Annotated in this window: 23 protein-coding genes; 15 read left to right on the top strand and 8 right to left on the bottom strand. The window is 64.6% G+C overall.

Annotated elements, in window-relative coordinates; all coding sequences use genetic code 11:
• Position 1: 1 nt before the first annotated feature.
• A complete protein-coding gene (locus ACQR1X_RS31610) occupies positions 2 to 361 on the bottom strand; it encodes a hypothetical protein (protein WP_316179908.1) in 360 nt (119 codons plus the stop codon).
• 86 nt (positions 362 to 447) lie between these two features.
• Here ACQR1X_RS31610 and ACQR1X_RS31615 point away from each other — a divergent pair, with 86 nt between their 5' ends.
• The 4 genes from ACQR1X_RS31615 to ACQR1X_RS31630 are packed head-to-tail and all read left to right on the top strand — an operon-like array spanning position 448 to position 3,249.
• Positions 448 to 1,428, top strand: coding sequence for an ABC transporter substrate-binding protein (locus ACQR1X_RS31615; protein ID WP_316179907.1), 981 nt, complete (start codon positions 448 to 450; stop codon positions 1,426 to 1,428).
• Positions 1,428 to 2,165, top strand: a complete 738-nt coding sequence (locus tag ACQR1X_RS31620) for an ABC transporter permease (RefSeq protein ID WP_315803720.1) — start codon at positions 1,428 to 1,430, stop codon at positions 2,163 to 2,165. Before ACQR1X_RS31615 ends, ACQR1X_RS31620 begins: the two co-directional genes overlap by 1 nt.
• Complete coding sequence (locus ACQR1X_RS31625; protein ID WP_434900285.1) at positions 2,155 to 2,865, top strand: ABC transporter ATP-binding protein; 711 nt, start codon at positions 2,155 to 2,157, stop codon at positions 2,863 to 2,865. The genes ACQR1X_RS31620 and ACQR1X_RS31625 overlap by 11 nt, the downstream gene beginning before the upstream one ends.
• A 36-nt stretch (positions 2,866 to 2,901) precedes the next feature.
• Complete coding sequence (locus tag ACQR1X_RS31630) at positions 2,902 to 3,249, top strand: hypothetical protein (protein WP_316179906.1); 348 nt, start codon at positions 2,902 to 2,904, stop codon at positions 3,247 to 3,249.
• 30 nt (positions 3,250 to 3,279) lie between these two features.
• On the opposite strand, the gene ACQR1X_RS31635 is transcribed toward ACQR1X_RS31630, so the two are convergent.
• Positions 3,280 to 3,492 (bottom strand): hypothetical protein, encoded by a 213-nt coding sequence (locus ACQR1X_RS31635; RefSeq protein ID WP_315713207.1) that lies wholly within the window; start codon positions 3,490 to 3,492, stop codon positions 3,280 to 3,282.
• 214 nt (positions 3,493 to 3,706) lie between these two features.
• Between ACQR1X_RS31635 and ACQR1X_RS31640 the strand changes: the two genes are divergently transcribed.
• A complete protein-coding gene (locus ACQR1X_RS31640) occupies positions 3,707 to 4,015 on the top strand; it encodes an EthD family reductase (RefSeq protein ID WP_315803723.1) in 309 nt (102 codons plus the stop codon).
• A gap of 168 nt (positions 4,016 to 4,183) precedes the next feature.
• Here ACQR1X_RS31640 and pqqA read toward each other — a convergent pair whose 3' ends face one another.
• Both pqqA and ACQR1X_RS31650 read right to left on the bottom strand, forming a co-directional pair.
• Positions 4,184 to 4,264, bottom strand: a complete 81-nt coding sequence (gene pqqA, locus ACQR1X_RS31645) for a pyrroloquinoline quinone precursor peptide PqqA (RefSeq protein ID WP_009031067.1) — start codon at positions 4,262 to 4,264, stop codon at positions 4,184 to 4,186.
• 223 nt (positions 4,265 to 4,487) lie between these two features.
• Positions 4,488 to 4,880: a hypothetical protein gene (locus ACQR1X_RS31650; RefSeq protein WP_315803724.1), complete on the bottom strand. Its 393-nt coding sequence runs from the start codon at positions 4,878 to 4,880 to the stop codon at positions 4,488 to 4,490.
• Positions 4,881 to 5,140: 260 nt separating this feature from the next.
• Here ACQR1X_RS31650 and ACQR1X_RS31655 point away from each other — a divergent pair, with 260 nt between their 5' ends.
• Genes ACQR1X_RS31655 through ACQR1X_RS31665 form a run of 3 tightly spaced genes read left to right on the top strand, consistent with a single transcriptional unit; the run spans position 5,141 to position 8,107 of the window.
• The gene (locus ACQR1X_RS31655; RefSeq protein WP_315803725.1) at positions 5,141 to 6,805 is read left to right on the top strand and encodes a methanol/ethanol family PQQ-dependent dehydrogenase; all 1,665 of its coding nucleotides are present in this window, start codon (positions 5,141 to 5,143) and stop codon (positions 6,803 to 6,805) included.
• A 31-nt stretch (positions 6,806 to 6,836) separates the two neighbouring features.
• Positions 6,837 to 7,172 (top strand): c-type cytochrome, encoded by a 336-nt coding sequence (locus tag ACQR1X_RS31660; RefSeq protein WP_315803726.1) that lies wholly within the window; start codon positions 6,837 to 6,839, stop codon positions 7,170 to 7,172.
• Complete coding sequence (locus ACQR1X_RS31665; RefSeq protein WP_434900286.1) at positions 7,172 to 8,107, top strand: substrate-binding periplasmic protein; 936 nt, start codon at positions 7,172 to 7,174, stop codon at positions 8,105 to 8,107. Before ACQR1X_RS31660 ends, ACQR1X_RS31665 begins: the two co-directional genes overlap by 1 nt.
• A gap of 20 nt (positions 8,108 to 8,127) precedes the next feature.
• On the opposite strand, the gene ACQR1X_RS31670 is transcribed toward ACQR1X_RS31665, so the two are convergent.
• The gene (locus ACQR1X_RS31670; protein ID WP_315803728.1) at positions 8,128 to 9,075 is read right to left on the bottom strand and encodes a helix-turn-helix domain-containing protein; all 948 of its coding nucleotides are present in this window, start codon (positions 9,073 to 9,075) and stop codon (positions 8,128 to 8,130) included.
• 406 nt (positions 9,076 to 9,481) lie between these two features.
• On the opposite strand from ACQR1X_RS31670, the gene xoxF5 reads away from it, so the two are divergent.
• The 6 genes from xoxF5 to ACQR1X_RS31700 all read left to right on the top strand — a co-directional run bounded on the left by xoxF5 (position 9,482) and on the right by ACQR1X_RS31700 (position 16,842).
• Positions 9,482 to 11,284 (top strand): lanthanide-dependent methanol dehydrogenase XoxF5, encoded by a 1,803-nt coding sequence (gene xoxF5 / locus ACQR1X_RS31675; protein ID WP_315803729.1) that lies wholly within the window; start codon positions 9,482 to 9,484, stop codon positions 11,282 to 11,284.
• Positions 11,285 to 11,416: 132 nt separating this feature from the next.
• A complete protein-coding gene (locus ACQR1X_RS31680; protein ID WP_316179903.1) occupies positions 11,417 to 11,896 on the top strand; it encodes a c-type cytochrome, methanol metabolism-related in 480 nt (159 codons plus the stop codon).
• Positions 11,897 to 11,974: 78 nt separating this feature from the next.
• The gene (locus ACQR1X_RS31685; RefSeq protein ID WP_434848496.1) at positions 11,975 to 13,084 is read left to right on the top strand and encodes an S-(hydroxymethyl)glutathione dehydrogenase/class III alcohol dehydrogenase; all 1,110 of its coding nucleotides are present in this window, start codon (positions 11,975 to 11,977) and stop codon (positions 13,082 to 13,084) included.
• A gap of 33 nt (positions 13,085 to 13,117) precedes the next feature.
• Complete coding sequence (gene gfa, locus ACQR1X_RS31690) at positions 13,118 to 13,681, top strand: S-(hydroxymethyl)glutathione synthase (RefSeq protein WP_315713222.1); 564 nt, start codon at positions 13,118 to 13,120, stop codon at positions 13,679 to 13,681.
• A 372-nt stretch (positions 13,682 to 14,053) separates the two neighbouring features.
• Positions 14,054 to 14,506 (top strand): (2Fe-2S)-binding protein, encoded by a 453-nt coding sequence (locus ACQR1X_RS31695; protein ID WP_316179901.1) that lies wholly within the window; start codon positions 14,054 to 14,056, stop codon positions 14,504 to 14,506.
• Between the two features lie 2 nt (positions 14,507 to 14,508).
• A complete protein-coding gene (locus tag ACQR1X_RS31700) occupies positions 14,509 to 16,842 on the top strand; it encodes a molybdopterin cofactor-binding domain-containing protein (RefSeq protein ID WP_434900287.1) in 2,334 nt (777 codons plus the stop codon).
• A gap of 71 nt (positions 16,843 to 16,913) precedes the next feature.
• On the opposite strand, the gene ACQR1X_RS31705 is transcribed toward ACQR1X_RS31700, so the two are convergent.
• Positions 16,914 to 17,288 (bottom strand): transposase, encoded by a 375-nt coding sequence (locus tag ACQR1X_RS31705; RefSeq protein WP_316179899.1) that lies wholly within the window; start codon positions 17,286 to 17,288, stop codon positions 16,914 to 16,916.
• A gap of 307 nt (positions 17,289 to 17,595) precedes the next feature.
• On the opposite strand from ACQR1X_RS31705, the gene ACQR1X_RS31710 reads away from it, so the two are divergent.
• Positions 17,596 to 18,534, top strand: a complete 939-nt coding sequence (locus tag ACQR1X_RS31710; protein WP_315803735.1) for an acetamidase/formamidase family protein — start codon at positions 17,596 to 17,598, stop codon at positions 18,532 to 18,534.
• Positions 18,535 to 18,541: 7 nt separating this feature from the next.
• On the opposite strand, the gene ccoG is transcribed toward ACQR1X_RS31710, so the two are convergent.
• Positions 18,542 to 20,023: a cytochrome c oxidase accessory protein CcoG gene (ccoG, locus tag ACQR1X_RS31715; RefSeq protein ID WP_434900288.1), complete on the bottom strand. Its 1,482-nt coding sequence runs from the start codon at positions 20,021 to 20,023 to the stop codon at positions 18,542 to 18,544.
• 355 nt (positions 20,024 to 20,378) lie between these two features.
• Positions 20,379 to 21,173 (bottom strand): fumarylacetoacetate hydrolase family protein, encoded by a 795-nt coding sequence (locus ACQR1X_RS31720; protein ID WP_434900289.1) that lies wholly within the window; start codon positions 21,171 to 21,173, stop codon positions 20,379 to 20,381.
• Positions 21,174 to 21,554: the final 381 nt, after the last annotated feature.

The following is a 21,554-nucleotide window of genomic DNA, read 5'->3' on the forward strand; positions in this document are numbered from 1 at the left end:
TTCAGAAGCATCTCACTTCGGCTTCGGCCTGCGCCCGGCGAAGATCGTTCAGCGCGTTGGCGGCCTGCTCGGACGTGCGGAACTGGGTGCCGAGATTGCTGTGCACCTGGGACATGCTGAGGACGGTCTCGGCCGTGACGTAGCGCTCATAGGGGATGATCGAGGCGATCACGTCGATCGAGCAGGAGCATTGCGCGATCGCCTCACGGGTCTCGCCATTCGCCTTCATGCAGCCGAACACATATTCGGCCCGCGCCGAGGTCGGATAGTCGTTGAGCTCCTCGGCACGAGCCGGCCCGGCGACCGCGATCATGGCAACGAGGGCGGCGACAATCGGTCCTACCGGAACAGCACTACGCATCACAGTCCTCCACGGCATCGCAGCCGAAGCTATGCTAAGGGAATGAGGCTGAAAAGAACACATCTCGAGGAATTGCAGACGGGCTCATGACGCAGATCGGTCGTTTGTTGATGGCGATTGTCGCCTGCGCCCTGCTGCCGGTCACGGCATGCTGCGCCGCCGAGACCGTCAAGGTTGCGGTGCAGAAGACCGGGACCTTCGCCTGGGAGCTGGGGGTGATCCGCGCCCACCAGCTCGACAAGCAGGCGGATATCGCGATCGATGCGGTCGAGCTGGCGAGCCCGGAGGCCGGCAAGATCGCGCTGCGTGCCGGCAACGCCGACATCATGGTATCGGATTGGCTCTGGGTGTCGCGCGAGCGTGCGCTCGGCGCCAAGCTGACCTTCTATCCCTATTCGAGCGCGCTCGGCGCCGTGATGGTGCCGGCGGCCTCGCCGATCAAGACGCTTGCCGATCTGAAGGGACGCAAGCTGGCGGTGGCCGGCGGCCCGCTCGACAAGAGCTGGTTGCTGCTGCAGGCCACGCTCAAGCGCGACGGCGTCGACCTGAAATCGCAGGCGACCATTACCTACGGCGCGCCGCCGCTGCTGGCCGCCAAGCTGGCCGACGGCGAGATGGATGCGGGCTTGAACTACTGGAATTTCTGCGCGGCGCTGGAGGCCAAGGGCTTCCGCCGGCTCGCCGGGGTCGAGGACCTGCTGCCGCCGTTCGGTGCCAAGGGCCGCACCGCGATGATCGGCTACGTCTTCGACGAGGACTGGGCCGCCAAGCACCGCGATCTCGTGGCACGCTTCCTGTCCGTCACGGCCAAGGCCAAGGAGATCCTGGCGACATCCGACGCCGACTGGCAGACGATCGCCCCGCTGACCGGCGCGCAGGACGACGCTACCTTGCGCGCCTATCGCGACCGCTATCGCGAGGGCATTCCGCGCCGGCCGATCGCCGAGGAAGAGGCCGACGCGCGCATCCTCTACGGCGTGCTCGCTTCGATCGGCGGCCGCGATCTGGTCGGCCCGTCTCCGGAGCTCAGTCCCGGCACCTATTACAGGGCGGATGCGAGGGATTAGTGCTGCGCTTGTTGTCCTTTGCGCTCCTGCTGGCCACGTGGTGGATTGCCGCGGCTGTCGCCGGCAGCGCCAAGCTGCCATTGCCATCGGCCGTGCTTGCGGTTGCGGTGGCGGAAGCGCGGTCCGGCGCGCTGTTTCTGCATCTCGGCGCCACGCTCGCCCGCGTCGCCCTCGCTTTCACGCTGTCGATGGCACTCGGCTCGGCGATCGGCTTTTTGATGGGGCGCAGCCAGCTCGCCAACCGCCTGGGCGATCCCTGGCTGATCCTGCTGCTCAATCTGCCCGCGCTGGTGGTGATCGTGCTCGCCTATATCTGGGCCGGTCTCACCGAGGTCGCAGCGATCGCGGCGATCGCGATCAACAAGCTGCCGACCGCCGTCGTCACCTTGCGCGAAGGCGCCCGCGCGCTCGATCCATCGCTCGACGAGATGGCCAAGGTGTTCGCCTTCCCGCGCGGACGCATCCTCCGCCATGTCCTGCTGCCGCAACTTGCGCCTTATATTGCGGCGGCCGCGCGCTCCGGCCTGTCATTGGTCTGGAAGATCGTGCTGGTCGCCGAGCTGCTCGGGAGGCCCAACGGCATCGGCTTCGAGATCGGCGTCGCCTTCCAGCTGTTCGACATTCCGCTGCTGCTCGCCTACTCGCTCAGCTTTGCCGCCGTGGTGCTGGTGATCGAGGCCGTCATCGTCCAGCCGTTCGAGCTGCGCGCATCGAGGTGGCGGCTCCGTGCGGCTTGAGGTCGATATCAGGTCCAAGAGCTACACCAGCGCCAATGGCAAGCGCCAGGAGGTGATTGCGGGCATTGCCTTTGCGCTGCAGCGGGGCGAGGTCGGCGTCGTCGTCGGTCCCTCGGGCTGCGGCAAGAGCACGATGCTGCGGATCCTCGCCGGTCTGGACAACGACTATGAGGGCCACGTCGCACAACCCGCCGGCGCCCGGCTGGCGATGGTGTTCCAGGAGCCGCGGCTGCTGCCGTGGCGCTCCGTCGAGGACAATGTCCGGCTGGCAGCGCCCGGTGTCGCCGAGGACAGGCTGGCCGCCATCTTCGGCGTGCTCGAGCTCGAGGGACATCGCAGCCATTTTCCCGGCGAGCTGTCGCTCGGCCTCGCCCGCCGCGTCGCGCTGGCGCGGGCGTTTGCAGTGGAGCCGGACTTCCTGATTCTCGACGAGCCGCTGGCTTCGCTCGACGACGCGCTCGCCGCGCGGCTGCGCGAGGAGATCGCGACGCTCGTGGCCTCGCGCCCCATGATCACGCTTCTGGTCACGCACAGCATGGACGACGCGGCACGGCTCGGCGACCGGATCTTCCTGCTGTCCTCGCGCCCCGCCCGTCTGCTTCATTCAGTCCCGATCGACCTGCCGCGCGCGCAGCGCAACAACGACGCGATCGCGGCAATCAAGGCCGATGTGGCGCGACTGGATTTTTCCGTGTCATAGTCACGGCAAAGGACATCGGACTCCAGGGAAAACGCCATGAGACGCGCATTCGCCGTGACGGCGATCATTCTGTTCGGCATCCCGCTCGCGACCGCCGCACAAAGCAAGGGCATCCGGCTCTGGAATCTGACCACCGCAACGATGACCGGCTTTCAGCTCTCTCCGGCCGGCCAGAACAACTGGGGACCGAATCAGACGCTGAACGACAAGGACAAGGAGCTCGATCACGACGAACGGCTGAAGCTGACCGGAGTCGAGCCTGGGCGCTACGACGCCAAGGTGAGCTATGCCGGCGAGCGCCAATGCGTCGTTCGCGACCTCGACATCACGGCCGACGCCGTGGTCTCGGTGGCGGACAAGGACCTCAAGGAATGCACGAAATAGGCGGCTGACACGCCTGCGGCAAAGCCGGCCTCAGGCCTTGTCGTTGCTGTGCGGATATTCGCAGCGCCATCGCACTGCAGTCCATTTCGGGTGCTCGCCGATCCACTGGGCGATGTAGGGCGGCGCCTTCATCGCGCATTGCTGCAGCGAGGCGCCGCCATCGGCGAAAACGAGATGCTGCTCCTCGCAGGTGGCCGGAGACAGGACTGCGCAGACGGTGATGACGAGATCGATGGAGCTCATGGCTCGTTGTCCTTCGATAAGCCTGAAACAGCTTATCTGAAACTACGACATCCGGCTGCATCAGTTTCTCCGCCCGCAACAAATTATGCAGCGGAACCGAGGCTGGAGCGACGATCCCTGGGCGAAGCCGCCCTGACGCTTGATCCGAACCGGCAGATCGGCTGCAATGGAATCGGTCGATCGACCTCAAAAAGAGCGAATGCGGAGGAAGCAGATGCCCAAGGTTCTCGTACTCTACAAGACCCCCAAGAGCGCCGAGGCGTTCGACAAACACTATATGAACGTCCATGTGCCGCTGGCGAAGAAGATTCCCGGTCTGAAGAGCTACGATATCAGCCGCGGTCCGGTGAATGGGCCGGGGGGGCCCACCAACCTCCACCTCGTCGCCACCCTGGTATTCGATTCGATGTCGGCACTGCAGGCAGGGATGAGCTCTGCCGAAGGCAAGGCGGCGGCGGGCGATCTGCCCAACTTCGCCGATGGCGGCGTCGATCTGTATATCTTCGACACGCAGGACGTCTGACCCTTGGACGGTCCTCAGGCCGTCACCAACGTTCGGCGGCGTGCCCGTCATATCCGATCGGCCGACAGGCCGGTCGCCGGGACGATCTCGCGGATCGTCCATCGAATGGATCCGCCAAGCCAGTCAGAAGCGAATGGCGCACCTCGTGGCTTGGCAGATCGCTACGCGTTACTTGCGCGCCGCACAGGCGTACATGTTGATTTCCATGCCAACCGGCACTTCGACGATCTTCGGTGTCTTCCAGGCCATTTCAAGCTCCCAAGTTCGACTATCATTGACTGGCGCATTGCTCGCGCCAAGGCCGAAGCTAGGATCGCGTTCGGAAGAACGCAAGGCTCGACCGTCGCCGCCGGATCCCTATGCAGATGTCGCGTAGTTGACCCGACAACGTTCCGCCGCAATCGCCGCCCACCCGTCTCCGGCTGCTCGACGCAGGCATCATCCGCCGAGGACGAGCGCCCGCAGCATCCGCTCACGCACCGCCCGGCTGCACATAGCAGAACACATACCGATTGCGGCTCAGGAAAATGATGCCGTGCCCCGTCGGATTTCCCTTATCCCACTTCAGCTTGTGATCCGGGACCTCGATTTCCGTGCCGACATCGACATGCGGACGGCCACGCGGCTCATCGGGACGGTCGTCGGTGATGATCGCATAGGTCTTGCCGTCGCGAACATGGATCTCATCGGCAAAGTAGGCGTCGGCCTCGCCGCAGCACGATGCCGTCGGCACGTCAGGCTGCATCAGCGCCTCGTACCATTGGCGCAACGCCGGATCGACCGCTCCCCACTGACCGAGATCACGCGCACTCGCACTCACCCAAAGGCAACAAAGCATGCCGAGCCAAAGGATGGTTCGTCTCATCCGCCTACTCCTCTGTTATCCCGGCATGATGCAGTGAAGCAATGTTCGTGCCGCAATGCAGCATGACGGCGGTGCCATTTTGCCGATCCCGATCAATGAGCGGCGCTACGGCTTGGCGCTATGCCCGAATCGAACGAGGACGGCTTCCCGATGCGCCGAGGGCGGTTGCCAGCTTTTCGTATTGACGGTTCCCGATTTCGAGCGGAGTGTTGCTCCCGCAGCGTCAGGATAGGCGCGCATAAAAATCTCGGAGGAAATGAATGAAGCGGATCGCGCTGGCCGCAGGCCTCGCCATTTTTGCATCACATGGTGCAAGCGCGCAGAGCGCCGATCAGTTGGTCAAGGGTGCAACTGATACGGCGAACGTTCTCAACTACGGCATGGGCTACAATCTGCAGCGGTTCAGCCCGCTCAACCAGATCAACAAGGACAACGCCAAGAACCTGGTTCCGGTCTGGAACTACAGTTTCGCCGATGACCGCAGCGAGGAGTCGCAGCCGCTGGTTTACCAGGGCGTGCTCTACGTCACGACCCACAATGCGACGATGGCCGTCGACGCCAAGACCGGCAAGCAGATCTGGAAAAGCAAGATCGACTATCCTGCCGAGACGCCGCGCGTGGTCTGCTGCGGCATCATCAATCGCGGCGCCGCGCTGTACGACGGCAAGCTGTTCCGCACGACGCTCGATGCCAACGTCATTGCGCTCGATGCCAAGACCGGCAAGGAGCTGTGGCGCCAGAAGGCTGCCGACATCAAGGAAGGCTACTCGATGACGGTGGCGCCGCTGGTCGCCGACGGCGTCGTGCTGACCGGCATCTCCGGCGCCGAGTTCGGCACACGCGGCTTCATCGATGGCTGGGACCCGGCGACCGGCAAGCATTTGTGGCGCACGCACACGGTGCCAACCCCGGATGAACCCGGCGGCGACACGTGGAAGGGCGACACCTGGAAGCTCGGCGGCGGCTCGACCTGGATCACAGGATCGTACGATCCCGAGCAGAACACCGTGTTCTGGGGCGTCGGCAATCCCGGACCGTTCAACGCGGCGGTGCGCCCGGGCGACAACCTCTACACCTGCTCGGTGCTCGCGCTCGATCCGAAGACCGGCAAGATGAAGTGGCACTTCCAGTTCTCGCCGAACAATCCGTTCGACTACGACGCGGTCGCGGAGATGGTGCTCGCCGACATGAACGTCGAGGGCAAGCAGACCAAGGTGCTGATGAACGCCAACCGCAATGGCTTCTTCTATGTGCTCGATCGCACCAATGGGAAGCTGCTCGCGGCCAACCCCTATGTGAAGGTGAACTGGGCCTCCAGCATCGACCTGAAGACGGGCAAGCCGGTCGAGACCGATGTCACGCGTGATGCGCGCGAGGGCAAGAAGGTCACGGTCTATCCGTCGATTCTCGGCGGCAAGAACTGGGAGCCGATGTCGTTCAATCCGCAAACCGGATTGGCCTACGCCAACACGCTCGTATTCGGCGGCCACTACAAGACCGAGCCTGCGACCTACAAGGCCGGCGAGTGGTACCTCGGCATGGATCTGACGGATCTGTGGGATTGGCCGGAAGGGCCGCGTGGTCAGCTCAAGGCCATCGATCCGATGACCGGCAAGACCAAGTGGGAGCAGCCGAGCGACATCCCGCGCTTCTCCGGCGTGCTGTCCACGGCAGGCGGCGTGGTGTTTTCGGGCAAGCTGACTGGCGAGTTCGAGGCTTTCGACGCCGACAGCGGCAAGAAGCTGTGGCAGTTCCAGACCGGCTCCGGCATCGAGGGCCAGCCCGTCACCTGGCAGCAGGATGGCGTCCAGTATGTCGCTGTCACCTCCGGCTACGGCGGCGTCTACTCGCTGTTCTCCGGTGACGAGCGCCTCGCCAACGTTCCGGCAGGCGGCTCGTTGTGGGTCTTCGCGGTCAAGAATTGAGTGCGGATCGCCCGTGAGACAGAATACGTTCATGAAAGCGGCGGCGGCCTTCGCCGCCGTCGTGGCGACGTTGGCCGTCCTGTCGACAGCCGCCCTCGCCCAACAACAAGATGACAGCGCGGCACACAGCCAGGTGGACCTCGGCAAGACGACGTTCGCCCAGAAATGCTCGCACTGCCACGGGCCCAACATGGTGAACTCCGGGACTATAACGCCAGACCTGCGCCGGTTTCCCGATGATCAGCCTCGTTTCGTCACCACGGTGAAGCAGGGCAAGAACGGCCGTATGCCGCCCTGGGGCGACATTCTCAGCGATGACGAGATCACCGCACTGTGGGCCTACGTCTCGAGCCGGAGAGCGCAGTGATGCGTCATCTCTGCTGTTGGCTGGCTGCCTTGATAATGTCGGCAATCTCGTCGGCGGCCTTAGCCGCTGACGACGTGCTGCGCATCTGTCTCGACGAAAATCTTCCGCCGCTCTCGGTCCATCATCGCGGCAAGCCCGGCGGCGGCTTCGATGTCCTGCTGGGTCAGGCGATCGCCGACCGCCTTGGCAGGAAGCTCGAGATCCAGTGGTACGAAAGCAAATTGGACGAAGATTCCAGTCCGGCGCTGGAGGCGAATGCGCTGCTATCGGACGGACGCTGCTCGCTGCTCGGCAGCTACGCGTTCACCCAGGACGGACTGGTCGCGCCTGGCGTCAAGACGGCCAAGCTGCCGGACTTCGATGGCGCCACGCGCGACGACCGCCGCCGCCGTGTTGCCCTCGGCACGCTGACGCCGAGCAAGCCCTACATGTTTTCGACCCTGACCGTCGTTCTCGGACCTTCCGCGAAACAGCGCCCGATTACCGACATCGGCGATCTGGCCGGGCTGCGGCTGGCAATCGAGAGCGGCACGTTGGCAGATGCAATCCTGATGACGTTCGACAAGGGGCGGCTGATCGACGACATCACGCATTTGATTCCGGCGCGGGATGATCTGCTCGGGGCGCTCGAACAGGGCAAGTTCGACGCGACCCTGCTCGATGGCAGACGTTTCGATGCGTATCGGGCCGCTCATCCCGACACCAAGCTGAGCGCGTCGGGGTACAGCTATCCGATCGGTGCAAATCGAGGTTATGTCGGGCTGGCCAGCTCTGCCGAGCTCATCGCATCGGTCGACAAGGCCTTGACGGAGCTCGAGGCCTCAGGGACTCTTGCGACTCTCGGCCGATCCGCCGGACTGACCTACCTTCCGCCGCGTCAGCCGGTGATTCTGGGCGACGCGTTCCAGAGGATCATCCGGAGCGGCACACGCTAGCGCGGCCGCTGCAGGAGCGCTCAGCGCGCCGCCGTCTTGTGAACCGACGACGGCACGACGCCGAAATATTTGCGGAAGACGCGGCTGAAGTGCGACGAGCTCGAAAAGCCCCACGAGAACGCGACATCGGTGATGGTCTTGCCGCTCTGCGTCTCCAGCTCCTGCCGGCAATGCTGAAGCCGAGCCCGCCAGATGTAGTCGCTGACCGTCATGCCGCGATCGCTGAACACCATGTGAAGGTAGCGCTTGGTGCACCCGAGCGCCGCCGAAATCTGATCGATGCAAAGATCTGGATCGCGCAGATGCTCGCGGATGAAGGCTTGAGCGCGGATATAGACCGCCTCGGGTCCCGCGCGGTCCAGCATGCGATCGGCCTCACGCAGCGGCAGGAGCAACAGATCGATCAGCGATTCGGCGACGCTGACCGCCGAGTTGGGCGACAGCCGGGTCGCCTCGTCGAACGCGGCATGGGTGACGTCATGCGCAATCCGGCCTGTCCCGCTCCGCGCCGACAGCTTGTAGGCGGGCATCTTTTCCGACCGGAAGCCGCGCTCCTGCAGTAGCTCCTTCGGCACGATCACGACGTCATGGCGGGTCAGCGCGGGGCTGATGATCGTGTGCGGTGACGAGACGTCATAGGCGAGGCAATCGCCCGGGCCGATCTCGATCTGGCGGCCATCCTGCTCGAAATAGGACGTTCCATAGGTCTGAAACAAGATCTTGATGTAAGGATGTGCCGCCTTTTGCGCACGCGCATAGGTATGCGCAATGCGATGCTGGCTGGCCTCGATCTGGCAGAGCTTCAGGCGCGACACCGTCGTGAAATTGATGCGCCCCTCGAATGAGGCCCCCTCCAGCGGATCGACATCGAAACGTCCGCACAGGTCGGTCAGTGCATCTGACCAACGCTGGATCTGGCTCTTCGGTGAGAATCCCGAAGTATTAAGCGAGCGGATCGTGTCGGACATGTTTCATCCACCGATTCATGATCGAAACGCAACGGGTCCGCCGCAGGACGGCGAACGAGACTGCAGCAAGATTGCTCCCATTTTAAGGCCGCGGCTTTCGCGGCGCACTTCGTTCCATAACGCGCCCCGCGTGATCCTCCGCCTTCGTCTCTGTAAGGTCAAGGGAAACGTCAACCTTCGGTGGAACCATGGTGTCGCAAATTGATGCTGCGCAGCAAGAATGGCGCTCATGTTGCGGACCAGCAAAGCAAAATCTCCTTCAAAAACTTCTATTCGCTTCACTCTTGAGCAAGCTCTTTTCTCTTTTGGGCAAGTTTCCCGGTTGGGAAGTGGATATTCAATGATGCCGAAAACGAATACTGGGCCGCGTGCTGCGGAACCTCAGTTGAACCCGGGAGGAAAGACGATGCGAAGAGTGCTACTCGCAACATGTCTGACGTCAGTCGCGGCGCTTGCCGCGGGTGGCGCATGGGCCAGCGATGAGCTGGCCAAGATGTCGGCCAACCCGAAGGACTGGGTGATGCCGGCGGGAGACTACGCCAATACGCGTTACTCCAAGCTCAACCAGATCAACGCCCAGAATGTCGGCAAGCTGCAGGTCGCGTGGACCTTCTCCACCGGCGTGCTGCGCGGCCACGAAGGCGGACCGCTCATCATCGGCAACATGATGTATGTGCACACGCCGTTCCCGAACAAGGTCTATGCGCTCGATCTCGCGCAGGACAACAAGATCGTCTGGAAGTACGAGCCCAAGCAGGATCCGAACGTCATTCCGGTGATGTGCTGCGACACTGTCAACCGCGGCGTCGCCTATGGTGACGGCAAGATCTTCCTGCATCAGGCCGACGACAAGCTGGTGGCGATCGACGCCAAGACCGGCCAGCACGTCTGGACCGCCGTCAATGGCGATCCGACCAAGGGACAGACCGGAACCTCGGCTCCGCTCGTAGTGAAGGACAAGGTGCTGGTCGGCACGTCCGGCGGCGAGTTCGGCGTCCAGTGCAGCATGACCGCTTACGACATCAAGAGCGGCAAGCAGGTCTGGAAGGCATACTCCGAAGGTCCGGATGACCAGATCCTGTTCGACGCCAACACCACCGCGCTCGGCAAGCCGGTCGGCAAGGACTCGAGCTTGAAAACCTGGCAAGGCGATCAGTGGAAGACCGGCGGCGGCTGCACCTGGGGCTGGATTTCCTACGACCCGCAGCTCGACATGGTCTATTACGGGTCGGGCAATCCCTCGACCTGGAATCCGAAGCAGCGTCCCGGCGACAACAAGTGGTCGATGACGATCTTCGCCCGCCATGCCGACACCGGCGTCGCGAAGTGGGTCTATCAGATGACGCCCCACGACGAGTGGGACTATGACGGCGTCAACGAGATGATCCTGTCCGACCAGTCCATCAACGGCCAGCCGCGCAAGCTGCTCACGCACTTCGATCGTAACGGCCTCGGCTACACGCTTGATCGTGCCACCGGCGAGCTGCTGGTTGCCGAGAAGTACGACCCGAAGGTGAACTGGACCACCGGCGTCGACATGGACAAGAACTCTGCGACCTACGGCCGTCCGAAGGTTGTCGATCAATACTCGACCGACAAGCAGGGTGAGGACGTCAACACCAAGGGCATCTGCCCGGCGGCGCTCGGCACCAAGGACGAACAGCCTGCCGCCTACTCGCCGGACACGCAGTTGTTCTACGTGCCGACCAACCATGTCTGCATGGACTACGAGCCCTTCAAGGTGAGCTACACCGCAGGTCAACCCTATGTCGGCGCGACCCTGTCGATGTATCCGCCGGCGGGTGACACCCATATGGGCAACTTCATCGCCTGGGACGGCAAGACCGGCAAGATCGCCTGGTCGAACAAGGAGCCGTTCTCGGTGTGGTCCGGTGCGCTCGCGACGGCCGGCGGCGTGGTGTTCTACGGAACGCTCGAAGGCTACCTCAAGGCGGTCGATGCCAAGACGGGCAAGGAGCTCTACAAGTTCAAGACCCCGTCCGGCATCATCGGCAACGTCACGACCTACGAGTCCAACGGCAAGCAGTACGTCGCCGTGCTCTCGGGTGTCGGTGGCTGGGCCGGCATTGGTCTCGCGGCGGGTCTGACCGATCCGACCGCCGGCCTTGGTGCCGTCGGCGGCTACGCCGCGCTGAGCAACTACACCGCTCTCGGTGGTGCGCTCACCGTGTTCTCACTGCCGCAGTAAGCCAGGTACCTGCCTCCGGCGCATGGATCTCGTCCATGCGCCGGTTCGCCTGTTCCAAAAAATTATGGGAAAACGCCCTTGCGTAGAATCTGGTTTGCGGTCGCCACGGCTCTGAGCCTGGCAACCGGCGGGATGACTGTCGCCGAAAATGCCTGGGCCGAAGGTCCCGGCGATGCCAAGGCCGTCAAATCCGAGGACGGGAAGTACTTCGATAAGGATGGCATTCCGACCTACAAGGTGGCCGCCGACGGAACGGTCGACTGGTACACCTACTCCGGATACCGCCGCTATCATTCCGAATGCCACGTCTGCCATGGCCCCGACGGCATGGGATCGACTTACGCGCCGGCGCTCAAGGACTCGGTCAAGAACATGAGCTACGGCGACTTCATCGGGACCATCGCCAGCGGCCGCAAGAATGTCAGCACGTCCCAGGAGAACGTCATGCCGGCCTTCGGCGACAATCCGAACGTGGCCTGCTACATGGACGATCTCTACGTCTACCTGCGCGCCCGCGGCGATGATGCGGTGGGCCGCGTTCGCCCCGCCAAGCATGAGGACAAGCCGCCAGCCTATACGGAAGCGGAGAACTCCTGCATGGGCAAGAAATGACTGACGACGAGGACCGCGCCTGGACAGTTTCCCTGGACAGGGTCGCGGGCCTGACAGACTGAAACAGGAGTTTGAGACATGAAGACGCGCGCCGCGGTCGCTTTCGAAGCCAAGAAGCCGCTGGAGATCGTCGAGGTTGACCTCGAAGGGCCGAAGGCCGGCGAGGTGCTGGTCGAGATCAAGGCTACCGGCATCTGCCACACCGATGCCTATACGCTCGACGGTCTCGACAGCGAGGGCATCTTCCCCTCGATCCTCGGCCATGAGGGCGCCGGCATCGTGCGCGAAGTCGGCCCTGGCGTGACCTCGGTCAAGCCCGGCGACCACGTCATTCCGCTCTACACACCGGAATGCCGCCAGTGCAAGAGCTGCCTCAGCCGCAAGACCAATCTCTGCACCGCGATCCGCGCCACGCAGGGCAAGGGCCTGATGCCCGACGGCACGTCGCGCTTCAGCTACAAGGGCCAGGCCATCTATCACTACATGGGCTGCTCGACCTTCTCCAACTTCACCGTGCTGCCGGAGATCGCGGTCGCGAAGATTCGCGAGGACGCGCCCTTCGACAAGAGCTGCTATATCGGCTGCGGCGTCACCACCGGCGTCGGCGCGGTCGTCAACACGGCGAAGGTCACGCCCGGCGCGAACGTCGTGGTGTTCGGCCTTGGCGGCATCGGCCTCAACGTCATTCAGGGCGCCAGGATGGCCGGGGCCGACAAGATCATCGGCGTCGACCTCAATGACGGCAAGGAGGAGTGGGGGCGCCGCTTCGGCATGACCCATTTCGTCAACCCGAAGAAGGTGACGGGAGACATCGTCCAGCACCTGGTCGCGCTCACCGACGGCGGTGCCGACTACACCTTCGACTGCACCGGAAATACCACGGTGATGCGCCAGGCGCTGGAAGCCTGCCATCGCGGCTGGGGCGAGTCGATCATCATCGGTGTCGCCGAGGCCGGCAAGGAGATCGCGACCCGCCCGTTCCAACTCGTCACCGGACGCGTCTGGAAGGGCACGGCGTTCGGCGGCGCGCGCGGGCGCACCGACGTTCCCAAGATCGTCGACTGGTACATGAACGGGAAGATCGAAATCGACCCGATGATCACCCACACGCTCAAGCTCGAAGACATCAACAAGGGCTTCGACCTGATGCATGAGGGCAAATCGATCCGTTCCGTCGTCGTGTTCTGACCCCAAGCACGCAAAACTGAGGAGGATTGCGCCATGACTGTCCACATCCATCCGTCCGTCGATAACGGCGTCAAACAGGGAAGCGGCCATTTCGCCGGCGGCACGCTGGTCTGCAAATGCCACGACCGGCCGGTCAAGGTCGGCATCAAGGGCGATGTCGCGCATAACCACGCGTGCGGCTGCACCAAATGCTGGAAGCCCTCCGGCGCGACCTTCTCGGTCGTTGCAGTGGTGCCGCGGCAGAACGTCACGGTGCTGGAGAACGGCGACAAGCTCAAGATCGTCGATCCCTCCGCCGTCATCCAGCGCTACGCCTGCACCGGCTGCGGCACGCATATGTATGGCCGCATCGAGAACACGGGTCACCCGTTCTACGGCCTCGACTTCATTCACCCCGAGCTGTTCCAAGAGCAGGGTTCGGCCGCGCCGGGCTTTGCGGCCTTCGTCTCCTCGGTGATCGAGTCGGGCGTGAAGCCGGAACAGATGGGCGAGATTCGGGCGCGATTGAAGGAGCTGGGGCTCGAGCCCTATGACTGCCTGTCGCCGGCCCTGATGGATGCGATTGCCACCCACGTGGCGAAAGCAAAGGCGGCCTGACGGCCGCAACCTACCAAGCGTACAACTGAAGCGTTCCTTCCTGAAGACTTGGTGCCTCGCCTGCCCCACGCTGGCGAGGCATTCTTTTTTGCCGTCGTTTCTTTTTTGCCGTCGTTTTGATCTGGCGGCCGCCATTGTCGCCGGCGCATCGTCCTTGTTCCGCGTTTGCATTGCAGCGGGCCGCGCACGGCGTGCACCTGCTCTGCCAACACACGCGCCTGTGTAGACCGATGCCTGTCCCGGTCTGCTATCGTGAATCGTTTTCCGACAACTCCCAATTGATCCGGCGCGTGTACTCAGGACATGTGGTCCCGCGCGCGTCCACCAACGATCAGAACCAACGACCATTGGTCCGACAGAACGAGGGCGAGCATGATCAAGGTGAAAATCAACGGACAGGAGCAGAGCTGGGATGGCGATCCGAGCCTGCCGCTGCTGTGGTACCTGCGCGATGAGCTGGGCCTGACCGGCTCGAAATATGGTTGCGGCGCGGCGTTGTGCGGCGCCTGCACCGTGATGGTCGACAAGGAGGCCGCGCGCTCCTGCATCACGGCGATTTCGGATGTCGCGGGCCGCGAGGTCACCACCATCGAGGGCCTGCATCCGACCGGCGATCATCCGGTGCAGAAGGCTTGGCGCCAGGTCAACGTGCCGCAATGCGGCTTCTGCCAGGCCGGACAGATCATGCAGGCGGCGGCGCTGCTCAACCAGAATCCCAAGCCGTCGCATGACCAGATCCGGGACGCGATGTCCGGCAATATCTGCCGCTGCGGTTGCTATCAGCGCATCGAGAATGCGGTCCATCTGGCCTCGACGGGGGTGTGATCATGAGCATCATCGCAAATCCCGACATCGCGAAGTCCTCCTCGCGCCGCGGCTTCGAGCGGCATCTCAAGGTCGAGAACGTCTCGCGCCGCGCCATCCTGCAGACGCTGGGCCTTGCCGGCGGGTTCGTCCTCGCGGCTCCCTTGCTGTCGCGCCCGGCGTTTGCCGCCTATGAGACCGGCGCCGGCAAGATGCCGCACGGCACCGTGGTCGATCCCAAGATCTTCGTTTCGATCGCGCCCGACGGCATCGTCTCCATCGTTGCACATCGCTCCGAGATGGGCACGGGCGTCCGCACCAGCCTGCCGCTGATCGTCGCGGAGGAGATGGAAGCCGACTGGTCGCGCGTGCGCGTCGTGCAGGCCCCCGGCGACGAGGTGAAGTTCGGCAACCAGGATACTGACGGCTCGCGCAGCACGCGGCACTATCTGCTGCCGATGCGCCAGATCGGCGCACTGGCGCGGGCGATGCTCGAAGCCGCGGCGGCCAAGCGCCTCGGCGTGCCGCCGAGCGAAGTGAAAGCCGTCAATCATGAGGTCGTGCACAGCGCCAGCGGCCGCCGCCTCGGTTTCGGCGAGCTCGCAGCCGATGCCGCCGGTCTGCCGGTGCCTGCGGTCGACACCATCAAGCTGAAGTCGCCTGGGGATTTCCGCTATCTCGGCAAGGGGCAGGTCAGCATCGTCGATCTGCACGACATCACCGTCGGCAAGGCGCGCTACGGCGCCGACGTCCGCCTGCCCGGCATGAAATACGCGGTCATCGCCCGGCCGCCGGTGACCGGCGGCAAGGTCAAGTCGTTCGATCCGGCCGAGGCACTGAAGGTGCCCGGCGTCGAGCAGGTGATCGAGGTCAAGGGCTGGCCGTGGCCGTCGAAGTTCCAGCCGCTCGGCGGCGTCGCCGTGATCGCACGCAACACCGGTGCCGCGATCAAGGGCCGCGACGTGCTCAAGGTCGAGTGGGACGACGGCGCCAATGCGAGCTACGACTCTGTCGCCTATCGGGCCGAGCTCGAGGCCGCCGCGCGCCAGCCGGGCCTCGTCGTGCGACAGGAAGGCGACGTCGAGGCCGCGCTGAAGTCGGCCGACAAGGTTGTCATCGGTGAGTACTACCTGCCGCACGTCGCTCATGCCAGCATGGAGCCGCCGGTCGCGGTCGCCGACGTCAAGGGCGACAAGGCCGAGATCTGGGCGCCGGTGCAGAGCCCCGGCGGCACGCACGAGGATGTCGCCAAGACGCTGCAGATTCCGCCGGAGAACGTGACCGTCAACGTCACCCTGCTCGGCGGCGGGTTCGGGCGGAAGTCCAAATGCGACTTCGCGCTCGAGGCCGCCCTGCTGTCGAAGACGGTGGGCGCGCCGGTCAAGGTGCAGTGGACGCGTGATGACGACATCCATCACGATTTCCTGCACACGGTGTCGGTGGAACGCATCGAGGCCGGCCTCGACAAGAGCGGCAAGGTGGTGGCGTGGCGTCACCGCAGCGTCGCGCCGACCATCCTGTCGACCTTCGCCGCCGGCGCCGACCATGCCGCGCCGTTCGAGCTCGGCATGGGCCTCGTCGACATGCCGTTCGAGATCGCCAACATCCAATGCGAGAATCCGGCCGCCAAGGCGATGACCCGCATCGGCTGGTTCCGGTCGGTCTCGAACATCCCGCGCGCCTTCGCCGTGCAGTCGATGGTCGGCGAGATCGCGCACGCCACCGGCCGCGACCAGAAGGACACGCTGCTCGATCTGATCGGCAGCCCGCGCGTGCTCAAGCTCACCTCGGTGAAGGACCTCTGGAACTACGGCGAGCCCTACGAGAGCTACCCGATCGATACCGGACGGCTGCGCCGCGTCGTCGAGTTCGTCGCCGAGAAAGGCAATTGGGGCCGGTCGGTGCCCAAGGGCCACGGCCTCGGCATCGCCGCGCATCGCAGCTTCGTCAGCTACATCGCCACCATCGTGGAGGTGTCGGTCGACGACAAGGGCAAGCTTGTGGTGCACCAGGTCGACACCGCGATCGACTGCGGCACCTTCGTCAACCCCGAGCGTATCGCCTCGCAGCTCGAAGGTGCCGCGATCATGGGGCTGAGCCTCGCCAAATATGGCGAGGTGAGCTTCAAGAACGGCCGGGTACAGCAGCGCAACTTCGACGACCATCCGGTGGTCCGGATCGACGAGGCACCGCTGGTCACCAACGTGCACATTGTCCCTGCCGATGCCGATACGCCGCCGAGCGGCGTCGGCGAACCGGGCGTGCCACCATTCGCGCCGGCGCTCGCCAACGCGATCTTTGCCGCCACCGGCAAGCGCCTGCGCGCGCTGCCGATCGGCAATCAGCTCGCGACGTAAGCTTGCAGCAATCAGCAGATCATCGGCCGGAGCGATCCGGCCGATGATCCTACCGGAAGACGCAGGATCAGTCAGCGCCCATAGCGCACCGAGGCATAGCGGCCAATGACGGCGCCACGTCCCTGCCCCGGCGCGCCGGCCACGCCGTGAGGCGTGCTGCCGCAGTCCTGGCGCTGCGGCACCGGCGCAGCCTTGATAGCCGTGTTTGCATTCGGCTGCCCCTCGACGAGCTTCGTCACCAGCGAGCGCAGCCGCTGATTCTCGATCTCCAGCTCTTTCAGATGACGCAGAGCAGGACTGCTGAGACCGCCATAGCGCTGACGCCAACGATAGAAGGTGCGCAGCGACACGCCGGCCGTGCTGCAAATTTCGGCAATCGGAACGCCCGACTCCGCCTCGCCAAGCAGAACCAGAATTTCGTGCTCGGTGTGCAGGGAACGTCGCATGATCAGGTACCCCTACGCGGCCAACGCGGTCAATCTCGCATGAATTCCATGAGCCTGGTAGTGCGGCAACGCATGGGTCCCGCAACCGCGCTCCGCGTGGGCGCACCGCGATCGAGGTCAAGCGCGGCGATGCGGGCTCATCGCGGGCCGCCGGCGCCTCGCCGCCAATTGGCAAAATTGACGCGCGTCGCCAGACACGTCGCCCGCTGCCGGTCGTGTGAGCAAGGCTGAACAGTTTTTGGCGTTGCCGACCGCGACATCCTGCCTTGATATCAGCTGCAAAGACCGAGACCCGAGGAGCCCTGCCATGTCCAAACGCCACGAGATTCCCGCGACGCATGAGAGCATGGTCTGGGGCTATCTCGACAGCACGACGCCGCCGGTGCTCGAGGTCGCCTCCGGCGACACCGTGACGCTGCATTCCTTTCCGGCCGGCGGTAAGGAGACCTTGCCCGAGGACCGTAGGATCGTTCCCGCCAACTACCTCACTGCGCTCGACACCATGATCCAGGGGCCCGGACCGCATTTCATCACCGGCCCGGTCTATGTGAAGGGCGCGCAGCCCGGCGACACGCTCCAGGTCGACATCCTCAACGTCAAGGTCAGCCAGGACTGGGGCTTCGTCTCGATCCTGCCGCTGCTCGGCACCCTGCCAGACGAGTTCACGGACTACGAGACCATCCACCCCAAGGTCGACCACGACCGCCAGGTCTGCATCATGCCCTGGGGCACCGAGATCGCGCTCGATCCGTTCTTCGGCATCATCGCCACTGCGCCGCCGCCGGCCTGGGGGCGGTGCGGCTCGCCGGTGCCGCGCAGTTTTGGCGGCAACATGGACAACAAGGAGCTGCGGCCCGGCACCACGCTGTATCTGCCCGTCTTCAACGAGGGTGCGCTGTTCTTTGCCGGCGACGGCCATGGCGTGCAGGGCGACGGCGAGGTCTGCATCACCGCGCTCGAGACCGGCGTCACCGGCAGCTTCCGCCTCACCGTGCGCAAGGACATGGACATCACCTGGCCGTTCGCCGAGAACGCCACCCACCTGATGTCGATCGGCCTCGACGAGGATCTCGACGATGCCGCCAAGCAGGCGGTGCGCGAGATGGTCAAGCATGTCTGCGCCCGCACCAATTTGTCGCGCAACCAGGCCTACATGCTGTGCTCGCTGGCCGGCAATCTGCGCGTCACCCAGCTGGTCGACGGCAACAAGGGCATCCACATGCTGCTGCCGAAGGCGTATCTCTGAGCCTCCTCTACCGATTGACGAAGCGGTCGTGCGCGGTCAGCACGACCTGCCCGCTCGGATCGACCGCCTCAAAGGTGACGTCGGCATCCTCGGGCTCTGGCATGGTCAGCGTCACCCGCAGCGTTTCCGAGCCGTCGGGCTCGACCTCGATCGCATCCGCCGCCGCATGGCCGACGATGGCGAGCGCCGCGTCGACGCCGCTGATCCCGAGCTTGAAGCTCTGCACGGCCGAGGACTTGTTGAGCAGCTTGACGGTGTAGGCGTTGCGCACCGAACCATCCGACAGCCGCACGGCAAGGGGATCACGATCGTGCTGCACCGACAGCACGGCCGTGGTCTTGGTCACGAACGACACCGCGATGACGCCGGCCAGCGCGACGCAGGCCAGCGCGAGTCCGATCGTCTTCGGCCGCACCAGCCGCGACACACGCGGCTCGCCGACGCGGCCGCGCTCGATGTTGCGCCAGCTCTCGTAGTCGATGAGGCCGCGCGGACGATCGAGCTTGGCCATCACTCCGTCGCAGGCGTCGACGCAGAGGCCGCAATTGATGCAGGCGAAGCTCGGACCCTGCCGGATGTCGATGCCGATCGGGCAGACAGCGACGCAGGCGCCGCAATCCACGCAATCGCCGGCCGGCAGCCCCTGCGACCTCGCCTCGGCGGCCTTCTTGGCGGACATCCGGGTCTCGCCGCGATAGTCACGGTAGTTGACGGTGAAGGCTTCGGGATCCCAGATCGCGCCCTGCAGCCGCGGCCACGGACACATGAAGGTGCAGACCTGCTCGCGCGCGAAGCCGGCGAGGCCGTAGGTCGTGCCCGCGAACACCAGCGTCCAGGTCAGCGCCGTCGCCGACATCTCGCCATGGATGACATCGCGCACCAGCTCCGGCGCGTCGGTGAAGTAGAAGATCAGGGTGCCGCCGGTGCCGAGCGCGATCGCCATCCAAAGTGCGTGCTTGGTCGCGATCTGCGCGATGCGTTTCGCCGTCAGCGGCGCGCCGATGTTCTTCAGCCGCTGCCGCCGGTCGCCCTCGACCAGGCGCTCGACCAGCAGGAACAGGTCGGTCCACACCGTCTGCGGACAGGCGAAGCCGCACCAGAGACGGCCGGCCAGCGCATTGACCAGAACCAGGATCAAGGTCGCCAGCAGCATCGCCGCGGTGATGAGGTAGAGGTCCTGCGGCCAGATCTCGGCCGGGCCGAGATAGAGCTTTCCGTGGGCGAAATCGAGCAGCACGGCCTGGCCGGGCGCATTCGGCCCGCGGTTCCAGCGCACGAACGGCGTGATGTAGTAGACGGCGAGCGTCAGAACGAGAATCAGCCATTTCAGCCGCCGGATTGGCCCCTTGACGCCCTGCGGAACCACGGGGCCGCCAGCACTGCGCAACGACCGTGCCGGGCCGCGGGCCTGACCCTGGCCCTTGCTTGGGTCTTGGCCCTCCGCCATGCGCCGCGTCTTGGCGTGATCGATTTCGATGGTGATGGCCACGGCTGCCCTCGTTCGCTCGGCTGATGCAGGGCAACGATAGGCGGCGGTGCGCGGCGGCTCTTTGTCGGGCCACAAACTTGCGAACGGGTGGCAGCGCCTGTTTGCGCGGGGAACAACGATGGTTCCCGTCCGGCAGGCGATGAGAGGCGCGGCGCCGCGAGCGCCACGGTGGCAGTCGCAGCATCCGGAGGGATGGCTGCGGCTGCCGCGCTTGTTGGATAGCGCGCGTAGCGACGCTCGCTGCTCGCCTCTCCCCGCGCGCGGGGAGAAGGCGCGTACCGGCATTGCGGCGGCGACTTCCGGTCCGATCGGCAGCGTCAACGTGCTGCACAAAACGTGTGGTCCAGCCCCTCTCTCAAACGATCTTGATCGACATGTCCGGCAGGCCCTCGAGCTTGCACAGCAGCACGTCGCCCTTCACCACGGGGCCGACATTCTCCGGCGTGCCGGAATAGATGATGTCGCCGGCCTTGAGCTCGAACGCCTCGGACAGTTTCGCGATCTGCTCGGCGACGCTCCAGATCATCTTGTTGAGATCGGAGTTCTGCCGGACCGTGCCGTTGACCGCAAGCGAGATCGCGCCCTTGGTGAAGTGGCCGACCTTCGAGACCGGATGGATCGGGCCGAGCACGGCGGCATGATCAAAGCTCTTGCCGATCTCCCATGGCTTCTTCTCGGCGGCCATGCCGTTCTGCAGGTCACGGCGAGTCATGTCGAGGCCGAGCGCGTAGCCATAGACATGATCGAGCGCGGACTCGGCGGGAATGTTGGTGCCGCCGGATTTCAGCGCCGCCACCAGCTCGACCTCGTGATGATAGTTCTTGGTCAGCGACGGATAGGGATGATCGGCGACCTCGCCGATCGCGACGTTCTGGATCGCGTCGGTCGGTTTCTGGAAGAAGAACGGCGGCTCGCGGTTCGGATCGGAGCCGCGCTCGATCGCATGCGCTGCGTAGTTGCGGCCGATGCAATAGATGCGGCGGACCGGAAACACGCCCTGCTCGCCGGCGATCGGAATCGTGGTCGCCGGCACGGCGAAGATCGGCTTCGGTCCGGCCTGAGCCGCAGCCGGATGAGTATCCGTCATGATCGCGGCCGCTGCAGCGGCGCTGCCGGCAACGAGAAGATTGCGGCGTGAGGTGTCTGCCATTGGGGTCCTCCTGGGGTCAGCCGTCGCGACTGGCGGCCTGTTGTTCTTGAGCGCTATCGGCGCCCCAACTGATAAGCATATCCAGTATGCCAGCGCCACCATGCGCGCACGCGCGGTCGCTCTCGCGACGCAACACGCGCCCGAAGCGATGCTCGAGACCCTCGCCGGAAGCGCGAGGGCGCAGGGAAGGCCGGACCTCGACTGAGGCCCGTGGCCCGCCTGCGAAAAAAATGCAGGCGGCAGGAACCACAGGTTCAGCCGGACAGACCCGGCCTTCCCTGCGCGGTGGGTTGAACGTCTGCTCCGCGCTCTTGTGTGTTCGAAACCTGCCAGAATGTGCGAACGGGCGGTTCTGACCAACCGCCCGTCGCTGGATCTGAG

The sequence above is a fragment of the Bradyrhizobium sp. HKCCYLRH3073 genome (assembly GCF_051167995.1).
GTDB lineage: Bacteria > Pseudomonadota > Alphaproteobacteria > Rhizobiales > Xanthobacteraceae > Bradyrhizobium.